We start from the raw sequence: 16,104 nt of genomic DNA on the forward strand, positions 1-16,104 counted from the left end.
GCCCGGCCCTACCGGCCGGGGTCCGCGCGGTAGAGCTCCGCCGTGCGGGCCGCCGCGGCGGCGACCAGGGCCCGCAGCTCCGGCGGGCCCAGCACCTCGGCCTCCGGCCCGAACCGCAGCACCTGCGAGAACGCCACCTCGACCGACTCGACGGCCAGCCGCACGGTGCCGTCGGGCCGCAGCGAGGCGAGCGCGCCGGGCAGCGCCGCCGGGTCGGCGACGTGCCGCAGCATCCGCACCCCGAGCGGGCTCAGCCGCAGCGTGATCTCCTCGCGCAGCAGCGACCGGGTGAACTCGGCGGACCGCGCGGCCCAGAACGCGGCCAGGTCGAAGCCGGGGTCGCGGTCGAACCGGCCGCCGTCCTGCTCGACGCCGCCGAACCGGTCCACCCGGTAGACGAGGAACCGGCCGCGCGAGCGCGCGGCCAGGTACCAGGAGCCCGCCTTCAGCACCAGCCCGTACGGCTCCAGCGCGCGCACCCGTTCCTGGTACGACGCGCTCACCGTGCGGTCGTTCCACACGGCCCTGGCCAGCGGCGCGAGCGCGCCGGGCGGCGGGTCGGCGGAGGCGAACCAGCCCGGCGCGTCCAGGTGGAAGCGCTGCGCGGCGGTCGCGGGGGCGTCGCGCAGGCCGGGGGCGAGCGCGGCGGCGGCCTTGAGCCGGGCCGTCGCGGCCACCTCCTGCAGCCCCATCTCGCGCAGCGCCGCCGGCACCCCCGACAGGAACAGCGCCTCGGCCTCGGCCCGGTCCAGCCCCGTCAGCCGGGTGCGGTAGCCCTCCAGCAGCCGGTAGCCGCCGCCGCGCCCCCGGTCGGCGTAGACCGGGACGCCCGCCTCCGACAGCGCCAGCACGTCGCGGTGCACGGTCCGCTCCGACACCTCCAGCTCGCGCGCCAGCTCCGCCGCCGTCATCCCGCCCCGGCCCTGCAGCAGCAGGACCAGCGACATCAGCCGAGCGGCGCGCACAGCGGGAGGATCACGGCGGACGGGTGCGCGGGGGAGCGGAACACCTCGACGTCGGCGGCCACCATCGGCCCGCCCTCGCCGAGCGGCCGCCCGGTGCCCGGGTTGCGGGCGATCGTCGGGTACGCGCCGGCGGCCACGTGGACCCGGATGCGGTGGCCGCGCCGGAACCGGTGGCCCACCGGCCACAGATCCACCAGCACTCTCCGCACATCGCCCACTTTATCGAGCATTTCCGAATTATCAGGCAGCTCCGGCCGCAGCCTCCGCACGCCCTCGCACACGTTCATGGACTTCCCGCCCGGACGCACGTCGCACACCCGCACCACCACGTCCACGTACGGCGTGCTGGACCGGACGAACAGCTCGGCCGAGACCGGCCCGATCGCCTCCACGTCCGACTCCAGCTCCGCCGAGGAGTAGACGAGCACGTCGCGCCGCGCCTCCAGGCGCCGCTGGTCGCGCGGCCGGGAGTCGGCCAGCAGCACCGGCCCGCCGATCACCGGCGTCGGATGGTCCGGGTGGTAGCGGAAGCGGTCCGCCCCGCCCGCGCGCGGCGGCTCCCGCTCCAGCCCGCCGTCCTCGCGCAGGTGCCAGCGCACCTGCCGCGAGCCCGGCACCGGCCAGTCGGGATAGTCGCGCCACTCCCCGGCCCCCGTCACGTACAGCCGCACCGGCTGCTCGCGCAGCCCCGACGGGTCGCCGAGCAGGTGCGCCCGGAACCAGGCCAGCGACTCGGCCAGCGCCACCCGCCCGTGCCGTGCGTCCACGTGCCACCACGGCCCGATCGTCAGCTGCGGCCGCCGCCCCGCCGCCCGCAGCGCCAGGTAGTCCTTGAGCTGCCACGGCAGGAACACGTCGTACCACCCGCCGAGCATGGTGACCGCCGCCTCCACCTCACCCACCCGAGGGGAGAAGTCACGCTTGTCCCAGTACGGCACGGCCGGGTCGGCGTGATGGGCCAGCAGGTCCCGGTAGAAGCGCAGCGGGCGGCCCGCCGAGGCCAGGTCCAGCTCGGACACCGGCCGCCCCGACAGCCCCGACAGCACGGCCCGGCGCGTCAGCCGGGGAGCCGTCAGCGGCGCCGCCGCCCCGCCGAACCGGCGCGACATCGCGTCCGTCAGCGTCGTCCAGCTCAGCGCCGACTCCAGCGCGAACGCCCCGCCCACATAGGCGGCGTCGCGGAACTGGGAGGCGGTGATCTGCGTGGCCATCGCCTTCAGCTCGGGCCCGGCCTCGGCCGCCACCGCCCACTGCGTGTAGCCCAGGTAGGAGGGGCCGAACATGGCCAGCGACCCGCCGTACCACGGCTGCCCGCGCAGCCAGTCAAGCGTGGCCAGGCCGTCGTCCCGCTCGTCGCCCAGCGGGTCGAGCTGCCCGCCGGAGCCGAACCCGCCCCGGCAGCTCTGGATCACCACGTGGAAGCCGTTGCGGGCGAAGCCGCGCCCGTACACGAACCCGAACACGCCCCGCCTGCCGTACGGCGAGCGGATCAGCACCACCGGAGCCGGGCCGCCGCCGGGCGCCTCGTAGCGGTCGGCGAGCAGCACCACGCCGTCGGGCATCTCCACGGGAAGATCGCGATGGATCCGCACACGTCGCATGACCCACCAGTAACAGATGCCGCCCGGGCGGTGGTAGCCCGGGCGGCATCAGCTGTAAACGGCGCTGATTACGGCGCGGTCTTGTCCGGCCGCTCGGAGACGCGGATCGCGTTCACGATCGTCGCCCCCTGCCGGGTGGCGAAGCGCACGTTGAGCTGGCCGTCGCTGACGCGGACCGTGTACTGCCTGCTGACCGCCGTGTACGTGCCCGCCTCCAGGGCCAGGTCGAGCGCCGGGATGGCGAGCTGGCCCTCGACGAGCACGTCGAACACCCGCCGGCCCATGTCCATGCCGCGGATCTCGGCGAAGTCCAGCTCGACCGTGTAGACGCCGGCCGGCACCCCGTCGAAGCGGTACTCCAGCATGCCCTCGCGGGCCGTGCGGAACAGCGTCTGCTCCTCGGTGCCCTCGATGGTCCTGCGGGTGTCGCGCTCGCGGGTGCCGCTGCCCACGTACCCGTGACCGCCCTCCCGGTAGCGGGCGTCGGGCGTCCAGGCGTCACCGGCGGCGTCGGTGGACGCGCGGCGCGCCCCCACGTCGACGGCCACCTGGTGCTTGGGCACCACGACTGTCACCGTCACCTCGATGACCGGCTGCCGGCCGCTGGCGGACTTGATGACGAGCTTCCCGGCGCGGGCCGTGCCGGCCGCCACGCCGTCGCTCGACACCGTGACCTCCAGCGTCGCCTTCTGCCCCTTGGCCAGCTCGCCGGAGGCCGGCGTGACGCCGAGCCACCCGCCCGCCGGGTCGGCGGTGACCGTGTACGGCGTCGGCGAGCCGAGGTTCGTCAGCTCCAGCGTCCGCTCCCTGCTCGCGTCCGCCGGCATCACCACCGTGACCTCGGCCGTCGAGGCGGCCACCCGGCCCGTCACCAGCGCCGTGTCCACCTGGGTCACCGTGGCCGGGGCGACGGTGACCGCCTGGGTGAAGGTGCCGTAGTGCTCCTTGGACACGACCACCTCGTAGTCGCCCGCCAGGAGCTGGCCGTAGAAGCCGCCGTCGGCCCCCGTGGTGAACGTCGCCACGTCGCCCACCTTGACGGTCGCGCCCGGCAGCGGGTCGCCGTCGTTGGCGTCGGTGACCACGCCCGTCACCAGGCCGTGGCGGGAGGCGCTGAACGTCAGGCCCTGCCCGGTGGCCAGCGCCGGCTCCTCGTAGAGATACTGCAGCGCGTCGTCGCCGGCCGCGTTCTCGATGCCGACGGTCCCCGCCGCGCCCTGGTCGCGCTCGCTCTCGACGTCCTTGTACCGGTAGCTCACCGTGCCGTCCTCGCCGAGCAGCGCCGCGAACGACACCCGCTGCGTGGCGTCGGCGTAGAAGCGGACGTTGCGCCACTCGACCACGAACTGCCGGTGCGGCGCCGTCCCGGTGACGCCCGTGTAGACGCCGGCCTGCGCGTCCACCACGAAGTCGTCCCAGAACGGGAAGACGGCGTTGTTCGGCGTGGCCGTCGCGGGCAGCCTGCTGTTGCCCGCCGCCACCACCCGGTCGGCCGCGAACGTGACGAACCCGTTGGTCGCCACCCACGCCCGGCTCTGGCCGGCGCCGTAGAACGGGACCGCGAACGGCAGCGTCACCTGGAGCGCCTCGTCGTCGCCGGTGAGCGCCAGCTTGTCGGTGCCCGCCACATAGGGCGCCGGGGCGCTGCGGCAGGTGTAGCCGAAGTCGTCGCCGCGCAACGGCAGCTCGACGTCCTCGGTCACGTCCCCGGACACCGTGACGGCCGCCGTCGCGGGGCTCGCGCAGCGCGAGGACGGCGTGACCTCCAGCACGTGCTCGCCGTGCGGCAGCGTCAGCTCGTAGCGGCCCGAGGAGTCGGACACCGCGCTCAGCGGGGTCCCCCTGGCCGCCACGCGGGCGCCGGGCTCGGGCGTGCCGGCGGTGCTCACGACGCCCGACACCACGCCGGTGGCCTGCTGGACCAGCGTCACGTCCGCCGTGGTCGTCGCGCCGGCGGTCACGGCCGCCGTCGCCGTGGCGGCGTCGTAGCCGAACTTCTCCGCCTTCACCCGGTAGTCGCCCGGCAGCAGCCGGACGAACGCGTACGTGCCGTCCGCGCCGGTCACGACGCTGCGCGAGGTCGGACCGTCCGTCGTCACCGTGACCCCGGCCAGCGGCGCGCCGCCCGAGGTGACCGTGCCCGACAGCCCGCCGAGGCCGTCCTGCGGCGCGGCCTGGACGGCGGCGTAGGCGTCCAGCCTGCCCTCGCCCCAGATGTTGTTGTCGGCCGCGGTGCCGCCGCAGGCGGTGTCGGCCACGTCGATCGCGGTGCTGTCGAGCAGCGGCCGGGTGGCGTCCACGTCACCCTGGAGGCTCGGCGCCGCCGACCAGATGAGCGCCACCGTGGCCGCCACGTGCGGCGAGGCCATCGAGGTGCCCGTGTAGGAGGCGTAGGAGCCGCCCGGCACCGAGGAGCGCACGTTGACCGCCGGGGCCGCGATGTTCGGCTTGATCTCGCCGTCCTCGCCCTCGCCCTTGCTGGAGTTCGTGTACAGCGCGTTGTTCACGTCGAAGCCGCCCGCGCTGTAGCTGACCCGGTACTGGCCGGGCGAGCCGCTGGTGTCGCAGGCCGGGCCCTCGTTGCCGTTGGCGAACATGGGGAAGATGCCGGCCGCCACCCACGCCTCGACCGTCGCCTTGTACCAGGGGTCGAAGCCGTCGCCGCCCCAGGAGTTGTTGACGATGTCCGGCGCCAGGTCCGGGCGCGGGTTCTCGCCGTTCAGGTCCGTCGGCGCGAGGACCCACTGGCCCGCTGCCAGCAGCGAGGCGTCGGTGCAGGAGTTGGTCTCGCAGCCCTTGGCCGCGATCCACCGGGCGCCCGGGGCCACGCCGATGCCGCCGGCGCCGACCATCGTGCCCATTACGTGCGTGCCGTGCCCGTTGTTGTCGCACGGGGCCGCGCTCGGGCAGACCCGGCCCGGGTCGAACCAGTTGTAGTCGTGCCGCAGCGAGCCGTCCGGGGCGCGGCCGCGGTAGGCCGCCGCCAGGTCCGGGTGGTCGAACTGCACGCCGCTGTCGATGTTGGCGACCACGATGCCCTCGCCGCGGTTGCCGAGCTCGCTCCACACGCGGGGGGCGCCGACCCGGTCGACGTTCCACTCGGCCGCGTTCACCTTGACCTCGGCCTTGCCGGGGACCGGCTTGGGCAGCGATACGGTGCGGATCGGGTCGATCCTGTCCACCTCGGGCAGCTTGGCGATCTCGGCGGCCAGCTTCGGACCGGCCGTCACCTTGACCGCGTTGACGATCCAGAACGGGGTGTGGTCGGCGCCGTTGGACTCCAGCAGCTTGCGCAGGGCCGCCTGGGACGTCCTGGCCCGCGCGGTCTTGGCCTCGTAGACGCGCTCGGCCTTGGCCTCCTTGGAGGTGGCCCGGCGCGCGCCGCCGAGGTCGGCCTCGCCCTTCATGCGCACCCAGAACGTCGCCTTGCCGTCACCGTCGAGCTGGGCCTGGACGGAGTCGCTGATCTTGCCGGGATCCGGGGCGGCCTGGGCCACGCCGGGCGGGATGACGAGACTTAACGATGCGATCGCTCCCACCAGGAGCGCACGCCAGCGGGGGGTGCTCGGCACAAGTTCTCCTTCACCGCGATGGTGCAGAGGTGATCTTTACGCCTCTGTGGAGAAGAGTGAAGAGATGATGTTGAGAATGCAAGGGGCATTCTCCAACAAAAATTGACAAGTTCTGAAATGTAATCTGGTCAGCTGAAATGTCGCCAATTGTGCCAGGTGGCGCTCCAGGGCCGCTCCAGGCCGCGGCACAACCACACCCGCATGCCCGCCTCCTCGTTCTCGATCCCGGCCCGGTTGCCGACCCGTCCCTTCTCCTCGCAGGTGGCGAACTGCCCGTCGCGCAGCCGCCTGCCGATGTTCATCAGGACCGCCACGTCCCCGCTCTCGGGCGGCGGCCCGTACTGCCAGAGCTGGTTGTGGCCCGCGTACACGCGCGGGACGCCCGCCCGGGCGAGCGAGCCGTGCTCGCCGTAGTTGCCGGCGATCACCACGGCGCGGGCGCGCTCCTGCGGCGTGAGCGTGGACAGGACGTCGGTCACGGTGGCGTTCAGCTCCGGCCAGCCGACGGACTCGCGGGCCACCTCGTTGACCGCCGGCACCGGCGTCGAGGCCAGCACCGTCAGCGGGATCAGCGGCAGCGCGAACAGCGCGCACCCGGCGGTGTTGACGCCCAGCGACACCAGCGCGTCACGCCGCCGCCCGGCCGCCTCGGCGGCCACGCAGCCCGCCGCGAACAGCATCAGGACCAGCCCCGCCGAGTAGTCGAACCGGCCGCCGCTGATCAGCGTCAGCCCCGCCGCCACCGGGTAGGCGACGGCCGGCGCCCGCACCCGCCGGTCACGCCACAGCCGCACGAACCCGAACGCCGCCATCACCGCGACCACCGGCCCGAACAGGACGACCTGCATGGGCACGAACAGCGCCCGCATCTCCGCGCCCTTGTTCTCGCTGAGCGCCGCCGCCATCTCCAGCTGCGGCCACCCGTGGGTGATCTGGTAGACCAGGTTCGGCGCCGCCAGCACGGCCGCCACCAGCGCGCCCGCCCACAGCCACGGGCTCGCCAGCACCCGGCGCGGCCCCGCCGTGACCAATCCGGCCGCCAGCCCCAGCACGAGCAGCACGATCAGGTGCTTGTTGTAGCTCGCCACCCCGATCACCGCGCCCGCCGCGAGCCACCAGCGCGGCTCCGCGCGCAGCAGCGCCCGCAGCGCGAACAGGATCGCGCCCGACCACAGCGCCAGGTCGAAGCTCAGCGTCAGCAGCACGTGCCCGGCGATGAGCGTGAACGCGCCGCCCGCCGTGCCCAGCGCCGCCATCGTCTGCGCCGCCGCCCCGCCGCCGAGCTCGCGGGCGATCAGCGCCACCAGCACCACCAGCAGCGCCACCGCCAGCGCGGGCGGCACCCGCAGCGCGGTCAGCGTGTCGCCGAACGCCCAGATGGCCAGCCGGGCCATCATCGGCGTCAGCGGCGGCTGGTCGACGTAGCCCCAGTCGGGGTGCTGTGACAGTACGCGGAAGTACAGCTCGTCACGGTGGTAGCCGTAGCCGCCGCTGACCGCCAGCAGAACGCCGGACAGCAGGACCGCGATCACGGTGATCGACCGCCACGCCAAGGGCCGCTCCATGACTGCCCAACCTAGATCCTTACGGCGCTCCTGTCAGGTGGTCCGGTATCCCACCTGTTCCAGCATGCCGACCAGATACGCCTTCATCTCGGCTGGTTCGCCGCCGTCGGGGTGAAAGCCCAGGTGGTGCAGGATCGCCCCGTTGAGCAGTTGCTGGACGGCCGTCAGGTCGCGCTCGGGCGGCAGCCGCCCCGACTCGGCCGCCCGCCGCAGCGTCTCGCGCACCGCCGAGGCCCGCAGGCCGCCGTTGGCCGCCAGGTAGGCCGACAGCAGCTCCGGGTAGTCGTCCACCGACCCGTACAGGCGGCGCAGCAGGCGGCGGTGGCGCGGCACCGACAGGTAGGCCGCCCAGTCGGTCAGCATGTGGTCGACGTCGCGCCACTCGGGCGGCGGCTCCTCGTCGTGGTGGGCCGCCACGATCGCCCGGACCAGCAGCTCGGTCTTGCCGGGGAAGCGCCGGTAGACCGTGGCCCGGGTGACGCCGGCCCGCTGGGCCACCCGCTCGATGCTCGTCTCGCCCGCGCCGCGCTCGATGAGCAGGTCGAGCGCGGCGGCGAGGATGGCGGCGTCGGCCTCCTGGCTGCGTGGCCGCCCGGCCGGCCGCTGGACGCCGCTCACTCCCACGTCACCGGGAGCGCGTGGACGCCGTAGATGAGCATGTCGGTGCGCAGCGGCACCCGCTCCGGGGCCACCGCCAGGCGCAGCCCGGGGAAGCGCTCGAACAGCGCCGGCAGGCCCGCCAGCAGCTCGACGCGGGCGAGCTGCTGGCCCAGGCACTGGTGGATGCCGTGCCCGAACGCCAGATGGCCGCCCGCCGCGCGGCCCAGGTCGAGCAGGTCGGGCTCGGCGAAGCGGAGCGGGTCGCGGTTGGCCGCCTGGATCGACACCGTCACCGTCTCCCCGGCCCTGATCGTGTGGCCGTCCAGCTCGACGTCCTCCAGCGCCACCCGCAGCAGGAACGGGATGACGCTCAGGTAGCGCAGCAGCTCCTCGACGACCTCCGCCGGGTTCGTGCGCAGTGCCCGCGCGCGTGCGGCATCGGGGTCGGACAGCAGCGCGAACACGCCGAGCGCGAGCTGGTTGGCGGTCGTGTCGAGCCCGGCGCCGAGCAGCGTGAAGCCGACGCCGGCCAGCTCGTCGTCGGTCAGGTCGCCGGCCGTCAGCCCGCTGAGCAGGTCGTCGGCCGGCGCCGCCCGCTTGGCCGTCACCAGCTCGCGCATCATCTCGCGCAGCTCCAGGTAGGCGGCGACCTGCTCCTCCCGCGTCACCTCCAGGCTGGACAGCGCGCGGGCCTGCCGCTGGAAGCGGTCGCGCCCGGAATCGGGCACGCCGAGCAGCTCGCAGATCACCAGGGCGGGCAGCGGCCCGGCGAACGCCGACACCAGGTCGGCCTCCTTGCCGCCGGCCTCCATCGCGTCCAGCAGGCCGGTCGCGAGCTCCTCGGTGCGGCCGGTGAGCTGCCGCATGCGGCGCACGGTGAACTGGCCGGTGAGCAGGCGGCGGTAGCGGGTGTGGTCGGGCGGGTCCATGGAGGTGAACATGCCGGGCGGCGAGGGCTGTCCCGTCCCGCCGGCGGCCGGGCCGGGGACGGGGTGGTGGCGCAGCTCGGGCCGCGAGCTGAAGCGCGGGTCGGCCAGCACGGCGCGCGCCTGCGCGTGGCCGGTGACGAGCCAGCCCTCGTGGCCGTCGGGGTAGGCCAGCCGCGTGACGGGCCGCTCGGCGCGGATCTCCGCCAGCGCCTCGGGCGGGTCGAACGGGCTGGTCCGGGTGGTGGGCAGCGTGCCGATCATTCCAATACAGTACAACACTGTATTGTAAATGCAAGGCGTGTCGCATTGCGCGATCTTGATGGGACGGAGTAGCCTGTTCCCATGCGAAATCGCGCCCGGCTTCAGTGGTGGCGCCGCTCCTAGGCGGCGCGGGATTCGCATACCTCAAACGGACGGCCGCCCCGGTTGGCGGCCTTTGTCGTGTTCGCCCCGGGGCTTGTGACATTCAAAGGGGCAGCAGTGGAGACGAGCGGATATACCACCGCCGGGGGCGTCGGCGTCGAGCGCGAAGTGCGCGAGGTGTCCGAGGACGCGCTCGAAGAGATCGTGACGGCCCTCGGCGAGCGGCGCGGCGGCGCCTTCTCCTCGGGCATGGACTACCCGGGCCGCTACAGCCGATGGGCCTTCGGCTACGTCGACCCCTGCCTGGAGCTCGTCGCCAAGGGCCGCGTCATCTCGGCCAGGGCGCTCAACGAGCGCGGCCGCGTCGTGCTGCCCGCCGTCGCCTCCTGCCTGCTCGCCGCGGGCAAGCCCGTCGAGGAGCCCACCGCCGACCTCGTCCAGGTGCACGTCCCCGAGTCGGAGGACCTGCTGCCCGAGGAGATGCGCAGCCGCCGCCCCACCGTCTTCACCGCCATCCGCGAGGTCATCGCCGCCTTCAAGGGCGACGACCCGCACCTCGGCCTCTACGGCGCCTTCGGCTACGACCTGGCCTTCCAGTTCGAGCCCATCAGGCAGCAGCTCGTCCGCCCCGACGACCAGCGCGACCTCGTCCTGCACCTGCCCGACCGGCTCGTCGTCATCGACCGGCAGCGCGAGACCTGCCGCGAGCTGCGCTACGAGTTCACCGTCGACGGCGCCACCACCCGCGGCCTGGAGCGCACCGGCGAGACCACGCCCGCCGTCGCCCCGGGCGAGCTGCCCCCCGACCCCGTCAAGGGCGAGTACGCCAAGGTCGTCGCCGCCGCCAAGGAACGTTTCAAGCGCGGCGACCTGTTCGAGGTCGTGCCCGGCCAGATCTTCCACGCCACCTGCACCGACCCCGCCGCCTTCTACCGCGGCCTGCGCAAGAGCAACCCCGCCCCGTACGAGTTCATCATCAGCCTCGGCGAGGGCGAGCACCTCGTCGGCGCCTCACCCGAGATGTACGTGCGCGTCAGCGGCGACCGCGTCGAGACCTGCCCCATCTCCGGCACCATCGCCCGCGGCAGCAACCCGGTCGAGGACGCCGAGGCGATCCGCACCCTCCTGTCCAGCGTCAAGGAGGAGTCGGAGCTGACCATGTGCACCGACGTCGACCGCAACGACAAGTCGCGCATCTGCGTCCCCGGCACCGTCAACGTCATCGGCCGCCGCCAGATCGAGCTCTACTCCCGCCTCATCCACACGGTCGACCACATCGAGGGCAGGCTGCGCCCCAAGTTCGACGCGCTCGACGCCTTCCTCACCCACATGTGGGCCGTCACCGTCACCGGCGCGCCCAAGACCTGGGCCATGCAGTTCATCGAGGACCACGAGGCCACCACCCGCCGCTGGTACGGCGGCGCCATCGGCTTCATCGGCTTCGACGGCTCCATGAACACCGGCCTCACCCTGCGCACCGCCCAGATCAAGGACGGCATCGCCATCGTCAGGGCCGGCGCCACACTGCTGTTCGACTCCGACCCCGAGGCCGAGGAGCGCGAGACCGAGCTCAAGGCCAGCGCCCTGCTCGGCGCGCTCGCCGCCGTCAACCGGCCCGGCGCCGAACCGGTCGCCGAGCCCAGGCCGCAGCCGGGCCAGGGCATGAAGGTGCTGCTCGTCGACCACGAGGACTCCTTCGTCAACACCCTCGCCGACTACTTCCGGCAGGACGGCGCCGACGTCGTCACCCTGCGCCACGGCTTCCCGCCCGCCATGATCGACGAGATCGGGCCCGACCTCGTCGTGCTCTCGCCCGGCCCCGGCTGGCCGACCGACTTCGGCATGTCGGCGCTGATCGACCAGATCTACGCGCGCGACCTGCCCGTCTTCGGCGTCTGCCTCGGCCTGCAGGCCATGGTCGAGCACGCCGGCGGCTCCCTCGAACTGCTCGACTACCCCGAGCACGGCAAGCGCGGCCGCGTCTCCCGGCTCGGCGGCAGCGCCCTGCTCGACGGGCTCCCCGAGGAGTTCACCGCGGCCCGCTACCACTCGCTGCACGCCAAGGTGCCCGGCGTCGTCGGCTTCACCGCCACCGCCGTCACCCCCGACGGCAACGTGATGGCCCTGGAGGACACCGCCAACCGCCGCTTCGCCGTCCAGTTCCACCCCGAGTCCATCCTCACCGCCGAAGGGGGCGCGGGCGCGAAGATCATCGCCAACGTGCTGCGGCTTTCCCGCAGGTGAGGCCCTTTCGTCGGTAAAACGTCCACGGGGGCGTGCGGAGAACGCCTAGAGTTCCCCGCATGCTCCCCGTAGACCTGCCGGACACGGTGCGTGAGGCCCTGCTCGCCCCGCTCGTCGACCACGCCTGCCACGGGGTGCGCCGCGACGAGCTGTCCCGGGCCCGCTTCGAGCTGCTGATCAACGACGACACCAGCCCCGCGCCGCCCGGCACCACCCACTTCGACACCCCCGCCGGCGCCGCCATCCGCCGCTGGTGCGCCCCCGTTCTCGGCCTCGAACCGCACGCCGCCCCCTCCCTCTACCTCGCCCGCCGGGCCGAGCTCGGGCCCGCCGAGGCCAACCGGCTGCTCCTGCGCGCCGCCGGCATCGTCGCCTTCCTCGTCGAGAGCGGCGCCGAGAACCTCGGCCTGCTCACCGCCGGCGAGATGGGCCGCGCCGGCGCCGCCGCCGCCGACGAGATCCTCCGCGTCGAACACGTCGAACAGGACGTCGCCGAGACCGCGAGCGTCGCCCTCGACTACCTCGACAGCCTCGCCGACGAGCTCGCCGCCCGCGCCGGCCGCGCCGTCGGGCTCAAGACGACCGCCGCCGCCCGCCTCGGCCTCGCCTTCGAACCCGCCCGGCCCAGCCGCGGCTCCGTCATCGCCGCCGCCAACCGCCGCCTGTCCAACCCCAAGCAGTCGCTCACCGAGCCGGTGCTGCTGCGCCACCTGCTCTGGACCGCCGCCGACCTGGCCCGCGAACGCGGCCTGCCCCTGCAGTTCCACACCGGCGCCGCCGACGCCGGCACCCCCCTATGCGGTGCCGACCCGGCCGCGCTCACCGGCTTCATCCGAGCCCTCCAGCCCACCGGGGTGCCGATCGTCCTCCTCAACTGCTACCCCTACCAGCGGCACGCCGGCCACCTCGCGCACGTCTTCCCGCACGTCTACCTCGACGCCGGCCCCGCCCTCGCCCGCACCGCCTCCGGCTCCGGCCGCGTCCTCGCCGACCTCCTCGAACTCGCCCCCTTTCACAAGATCCTGTACGGGTCGGGCACCCGGGGCGTCGCCGAGACCTGCCTGCTCTCGGCCGTCTACTTCCGCCTCGGCCTCGCCCGCGCCCTCAAGGAGCGCCTGGACGACGGCGAATGGAGCCCCGCCGACGCCGCCCGGATCGCCTCCATGATCGGCTCCGGCAACGCCCGCCGCATCTACCGCCTCTAACCCCACCCTCAGGCCCCCAGCCCGAGGCACCCAGCCCGAGGCCCCAGCCCAGGCCCCGCCCGCCCCCCAGGCCCCGCCCCAGCCAGGGCCCCGCCCCAACCCCAGGGCCCCGCCACACCGCGTCCGCCGCACCCCAGCCCGCCACACCCAGGTGGGTCCACCCGGGAGAGGCCGCCCCGCGGTACGCCCGTCAGGGGCCGCGCCCGTGAGAGGCGCCTGCGGGGGCCGCGCCCGTGAGAGGCGCCTGCGGGGGGCGCGCTCGTGAAAGGGGCTGGGCGGGGAAGTGCGGTCCCGTGTGGGGCGCGGGTTCGGTGGGGCGGTTTGGTGAGGGGAATTTCCCCATTTGGGTGATCGAATCGTTATTTGTCTGACCGTCAAGGGCGCGGTCATGATCGAGGGCGCCAGACCCCTACGCCACACCTGGAGGTGTCGTGTCCTGGCGTCCCATCACTCTCCTGGCCGCGCTGACCGTCGCGCTGGCCGTACCCGGAACGGCGCACGCCGACGATCCGCCGCCGCCCGCGGTGGAGCCGCGCGCCGGCACCGAGGCTCCCGCCGAGGTGAGCGGGCTCGCCGAGCCCGCCGCGGCGGGGGACCCGGTGGCCGCGGCCAAGGCGCACCTGGCCGATCCGCGGTATCACCTGAATCCCACCGACCTGGTGCACTTACGCACGGTCAAGGATGGCAAGGACGAGACGGTCAGGTTCGCCCAGCGCTACCGGAACCTGCCGGTGCTGGGCGGCCAGTACCTGGTCCACTTCCGCACCGAGAACGGCGTGCGGACGGTCACCGGGGCGGGCGGCCGGTTCCTCACCGAGCTGAAGGTCGACCCGGTCCCCACGGTCGGCGCGGAGCTGGCCGGGCGGCTGGCGGTCGCCACGCTGGTCCGCGACCGGACGGACCGGCGGACGGTGAAGGCCGGCGCGGGCGAGCTGGTCGTGGTGCCGCGCGGCGCCGGCGTGCTGGCCTGGCGGGTGCCGCTCAGCGGCGTGACGGCCGGCCGCCCGTTCGTGCGCGACGCGTACGTGGACGCCCGTTCCGGCCGCCCGCTGTTCGCGGTGGACCGGCTGCACTTCGCGGCCCCCGAGGGGCCGGTGGAGGCGAGCGGCGCGACCTCGGACGGCCGCGAGGTGACGTTCCCCGCCTTCCGGCGCGCCGACGGCGCGCACGAGCTGCGTGACCGCTCCCGCCCGATGTGGAACGGGACGACCGGCGAGATCCTCACCTACGACGCCGCGGGCCGGGACGTCACCGAGTTCCTCGGCGGCGGCGTCCCCGCGGACGCGAAGCTCGCCGAGTCGGCCACCGCGCGGTTCGGCCCGCAGCACACCGCCAGCGGCGCGGTGGACGCCCACTGGGGCGCGGGCCAGGTGTACGCGTTCTACCGCGGCCTGGGCCGTGACGGGCTCGACGGCGCGGGCGGCAGCATGTACTCGGTCGTCAACGTCACCCTCGAGGGCCAGCCGTTCGCCAACGCGTTCTGGGACGGCACCAAGATGGTCTACGGCGGCGGCGGAGCCGACTACCACTCGTTCGCGGCGGGCTTGGACGTCGTCGGCCACGAGATGACCCACGGCGTCATCACCAACAGCGCCGACCTGGTCTACCTGGGCCAGTCGGGTGCGATGAACGAGGGCCTGGCCGACTACTTCGGCAACGCCGTGGAGGTCGACGCGCTCGGCATCCCCATGTCCGACCCGGACGCGAGCCTGCTGGGCGAGCGGCTGTGCAAGACTCTGCCGCCGGCCCAGTGCGCGATCCGCGACCTGGACGACGGCCGCGACGCCGCCGAGGACTACATCGGCGTGACCGTGAGCCTGGACGGCGGCGGCGTGCACCTCAACTCGACGATCTTCTCCGGCGCGCTGTGGGACATCCGGGAGAAGATCGGCGGAGCCAAGGCCGACAAGCTCGTCTACAAGGCGCTGACGGAGTACATGACGCCGCTGGACGAGTTCCTGGACGGCCGCCGCGCCGTGGAGTCGGCCGCCCGCGCGGCGGGCCTGCCGGCGCGTGACCGGCTGGCCGTGGCGCTGGCGTTCGACCGGCACGGCATCAAGCCGGGCTGGGACCGGCGCATCCGCACCGACAGCCGCGTCGTCGCCGACGGGCTGACGGAGGCGTTCTTCGCCCCGGACCTGACCGGCGGCCGCTACGTGGTGATGAACAACAGCGCCTCCGCGGATGAGCCCAGCTCCGTCCACACCGGGCGGCTGCGCGGCGGCGCCCTGGTCAGGCTGTCGCAGAACGCCGAGTGGAACTACATCCCCGTCACCGACGGCGAGCGGGCCGTGTGGGGGTCCTTCGACGACGCCCAGACCAGGTTCCGCATCCTGTCGAGGCCGCTGGATCGCGGCGCCCCCGAGACGACGGTGCACGAGACGACCGGCTACCTCGTGCAGCTGGCCGTCGAGGGCGACGTCGTCGCCTGGGAGGAGCAGGACCTGGCCACGCAGCGCAGCGAGATCTGGGTCAAGCGCGGCGGCGCGGCGCCGGTCCTGGTCACCGCCGCCGAGGACGTGACCGGCGTGTTCCCGTCGCTGAAGGACGGCAGGCTCGGCTACGTCCGCGTGCGCGGCGCGGAGCGCGTCCCGGCCGTGTACGACGTGGCGACCGGGAGGGAGACGGTGCTGCCGGTGCCCGGCTCGCGGGCCGGCATGCTGGTGCTGACCTCCCGGTACGCCGTCTGGACGCACAACGAGGACGGCGACTACACCGCCGGCCTGAGCCGGGCGGGCCTGGACGGCACGGGCGTGACCACGCTCGTCCCGGACGGCCCCGACGCGCCGATGTCCTACTGGCTCGACGCCAGCGACGGCTACGTCACGATCGCCGAGCAGATGGGCTTCGGCCTGACGAACGACGACCTGCCCAAGCTGTTCCAGCTGCCGATCGCGGGCGGCGAGCTGGAACGGGTCTCGTGCAACCGCGGCGACCAGTACCTGTTCGCCGCCGGCGAGGACCGGCAGGTGCTGTGGCTGGACGGCACCGCGGCCGACACCGACCTGGTCACCCGCCACCGGCCGGCCGGCCGCTGCTGACGGGCTGACCTGGCCCACG

At 73.9% G+C, this 16,104-nt stretch carries 9 protein-coding genes; 3 read left to right on the forward strand and 6 right to left on the reverse strand.

The features are described 5' to 3' along the window. Positions 1–8: 8 nt before the first annotated feature. The 6 genes from ACBI99_RS26820 to ACBI99_RS26845 form a co-directional block, all read right to left on the reverse strand. Positions 9–965: a YafY family protein gene (locus ACBI99_RS26820; RefSeq protein WP_219513790.1), complete on the reverse strand. Its 957-nt coding sequence runs from the start codon at positions 963–965 to the stop codon at positions 9–11. Then, positions 947–2,566: a CocE/NonD family hydrolase gene (locus ACBI99_RS26825; RefSeq protein WP_375073773.1), complete on the reverse strand. Its 1,620-nt coding sequence runs from the start codon at positions 2,564–2,566 to the stop codon at positions 947–949. Before ACBI99_RS26825 ends, ACBI99_RS26820 begins: the two co-directional genes overlap by 19 nt. Before the next feature lie 68 nt (positions 2,567–2,634). Further along, positions 2,635–6,138 carry a S8 family serine peptidase gene (locus ACBI99_RS26830; RefSeq protein WP_375073774.1) on the reverse strand — a complete coding sequence of 1,168 codons (3,504 nt, stop codon included), beginning with the start codon at positions 6,136–6,138 and terminating at the stop codon, positions 2,635–2,637. Positions 6,139–6,266: 128 nt separating this feature from the next. Then, positions 6,267–7,703 (reverse strand): glycosyltransferase family 39 protein, encoded by a 1,437-nt coding sequence (locus tag ACBI99_RS26835; RefSeq protein ID WP_375073775.1) that lies wholly within the window; start codon positions 7,701–7,703, stop codon positions 6,267–6,269. A gap of 33 nt (positions 7,704–7,736) precedes the next feature. Then, positions 7,737–8,321, reverse strand: coding sequence for a TetR/AcrR family transcriptional regulator (locus ACBI99_RS26840; RefSeq protein WP_375073776.1), 585 nt, complete (start codon positions 8,319–8,321; stop codon positions 7,737–7,739). Continuing rightward, a complete protein-coding gene (locus ACBI99_RS26845) occupies positions 8,318–9,493 on the reverse strand; it encodes a cytochrome P450 (protein ID WP_375073777.1) in 1,176 nt (391 codons plus the stop codon). Before ACBI99_RS26845 ends, ACBI99_RS26840 begins: the two co-directional genes overlap by 4 nt. Before the next feature lie 219 nt (positions 9,494–9,712). Here ACBI99_RS26845 and ACBI99_RS26850 point away from each other — a divergent pair, with 219 nt between their 5' ends. The 3 genes from ACBI99_RS26850 to ACBI99_RS26860 all read left to right on the forward strand — a co-directional run bounded on the left by ACBI99_RS26850 (position 9,713) and on the right by ACBI99_RS26860 (position 16,085). Next, on the forward strand, positions 9,713–11,839 hold the full coding sequence (locus ACBI99_RS26850; RefSeq protein WP_375073778.1) for an anthranilate synthase component I: 2,127 nt from the start codon (positions 9,713–9,715) through the stop codon (positions 11,837–11,839). Between the two features lie 59 nt (positions 11,840–11,898). Beyond that, positions 11,899–13,044, forward strand: coding sequence for an amidohydrolase family protein (locus ACBI99_RS26855; RefSeq protein WP_375073779.1), 1,146 nt, complete (start codon positions 11,899–11,901; stop codon positions 13,042–13,044). Between the two features lie 431 nt (positions 13,045–13,475). Further along, positions 13,476–16,085, forward strand: coding sequence for a M4 family metallopeptidase (locus ACBI99_RS26860; RefSeq protein WP_375073780.1), 2,610 nt, complete (start codon positions 13,476–13,478; stop codon positions 16,083–16,085). Positions 16,086–16,104: the final 19 nt, after the last annotated feature.

Source organism: Nonomuraea sp. ATR24, from assembly GCF_041950485.1.
GTDB lineage: Bacteria > Actinomycetota > Actinomycetes > Streptosporangiales > Streptosporangiaceae > Nonomuraea > Nonomuraea ceibae.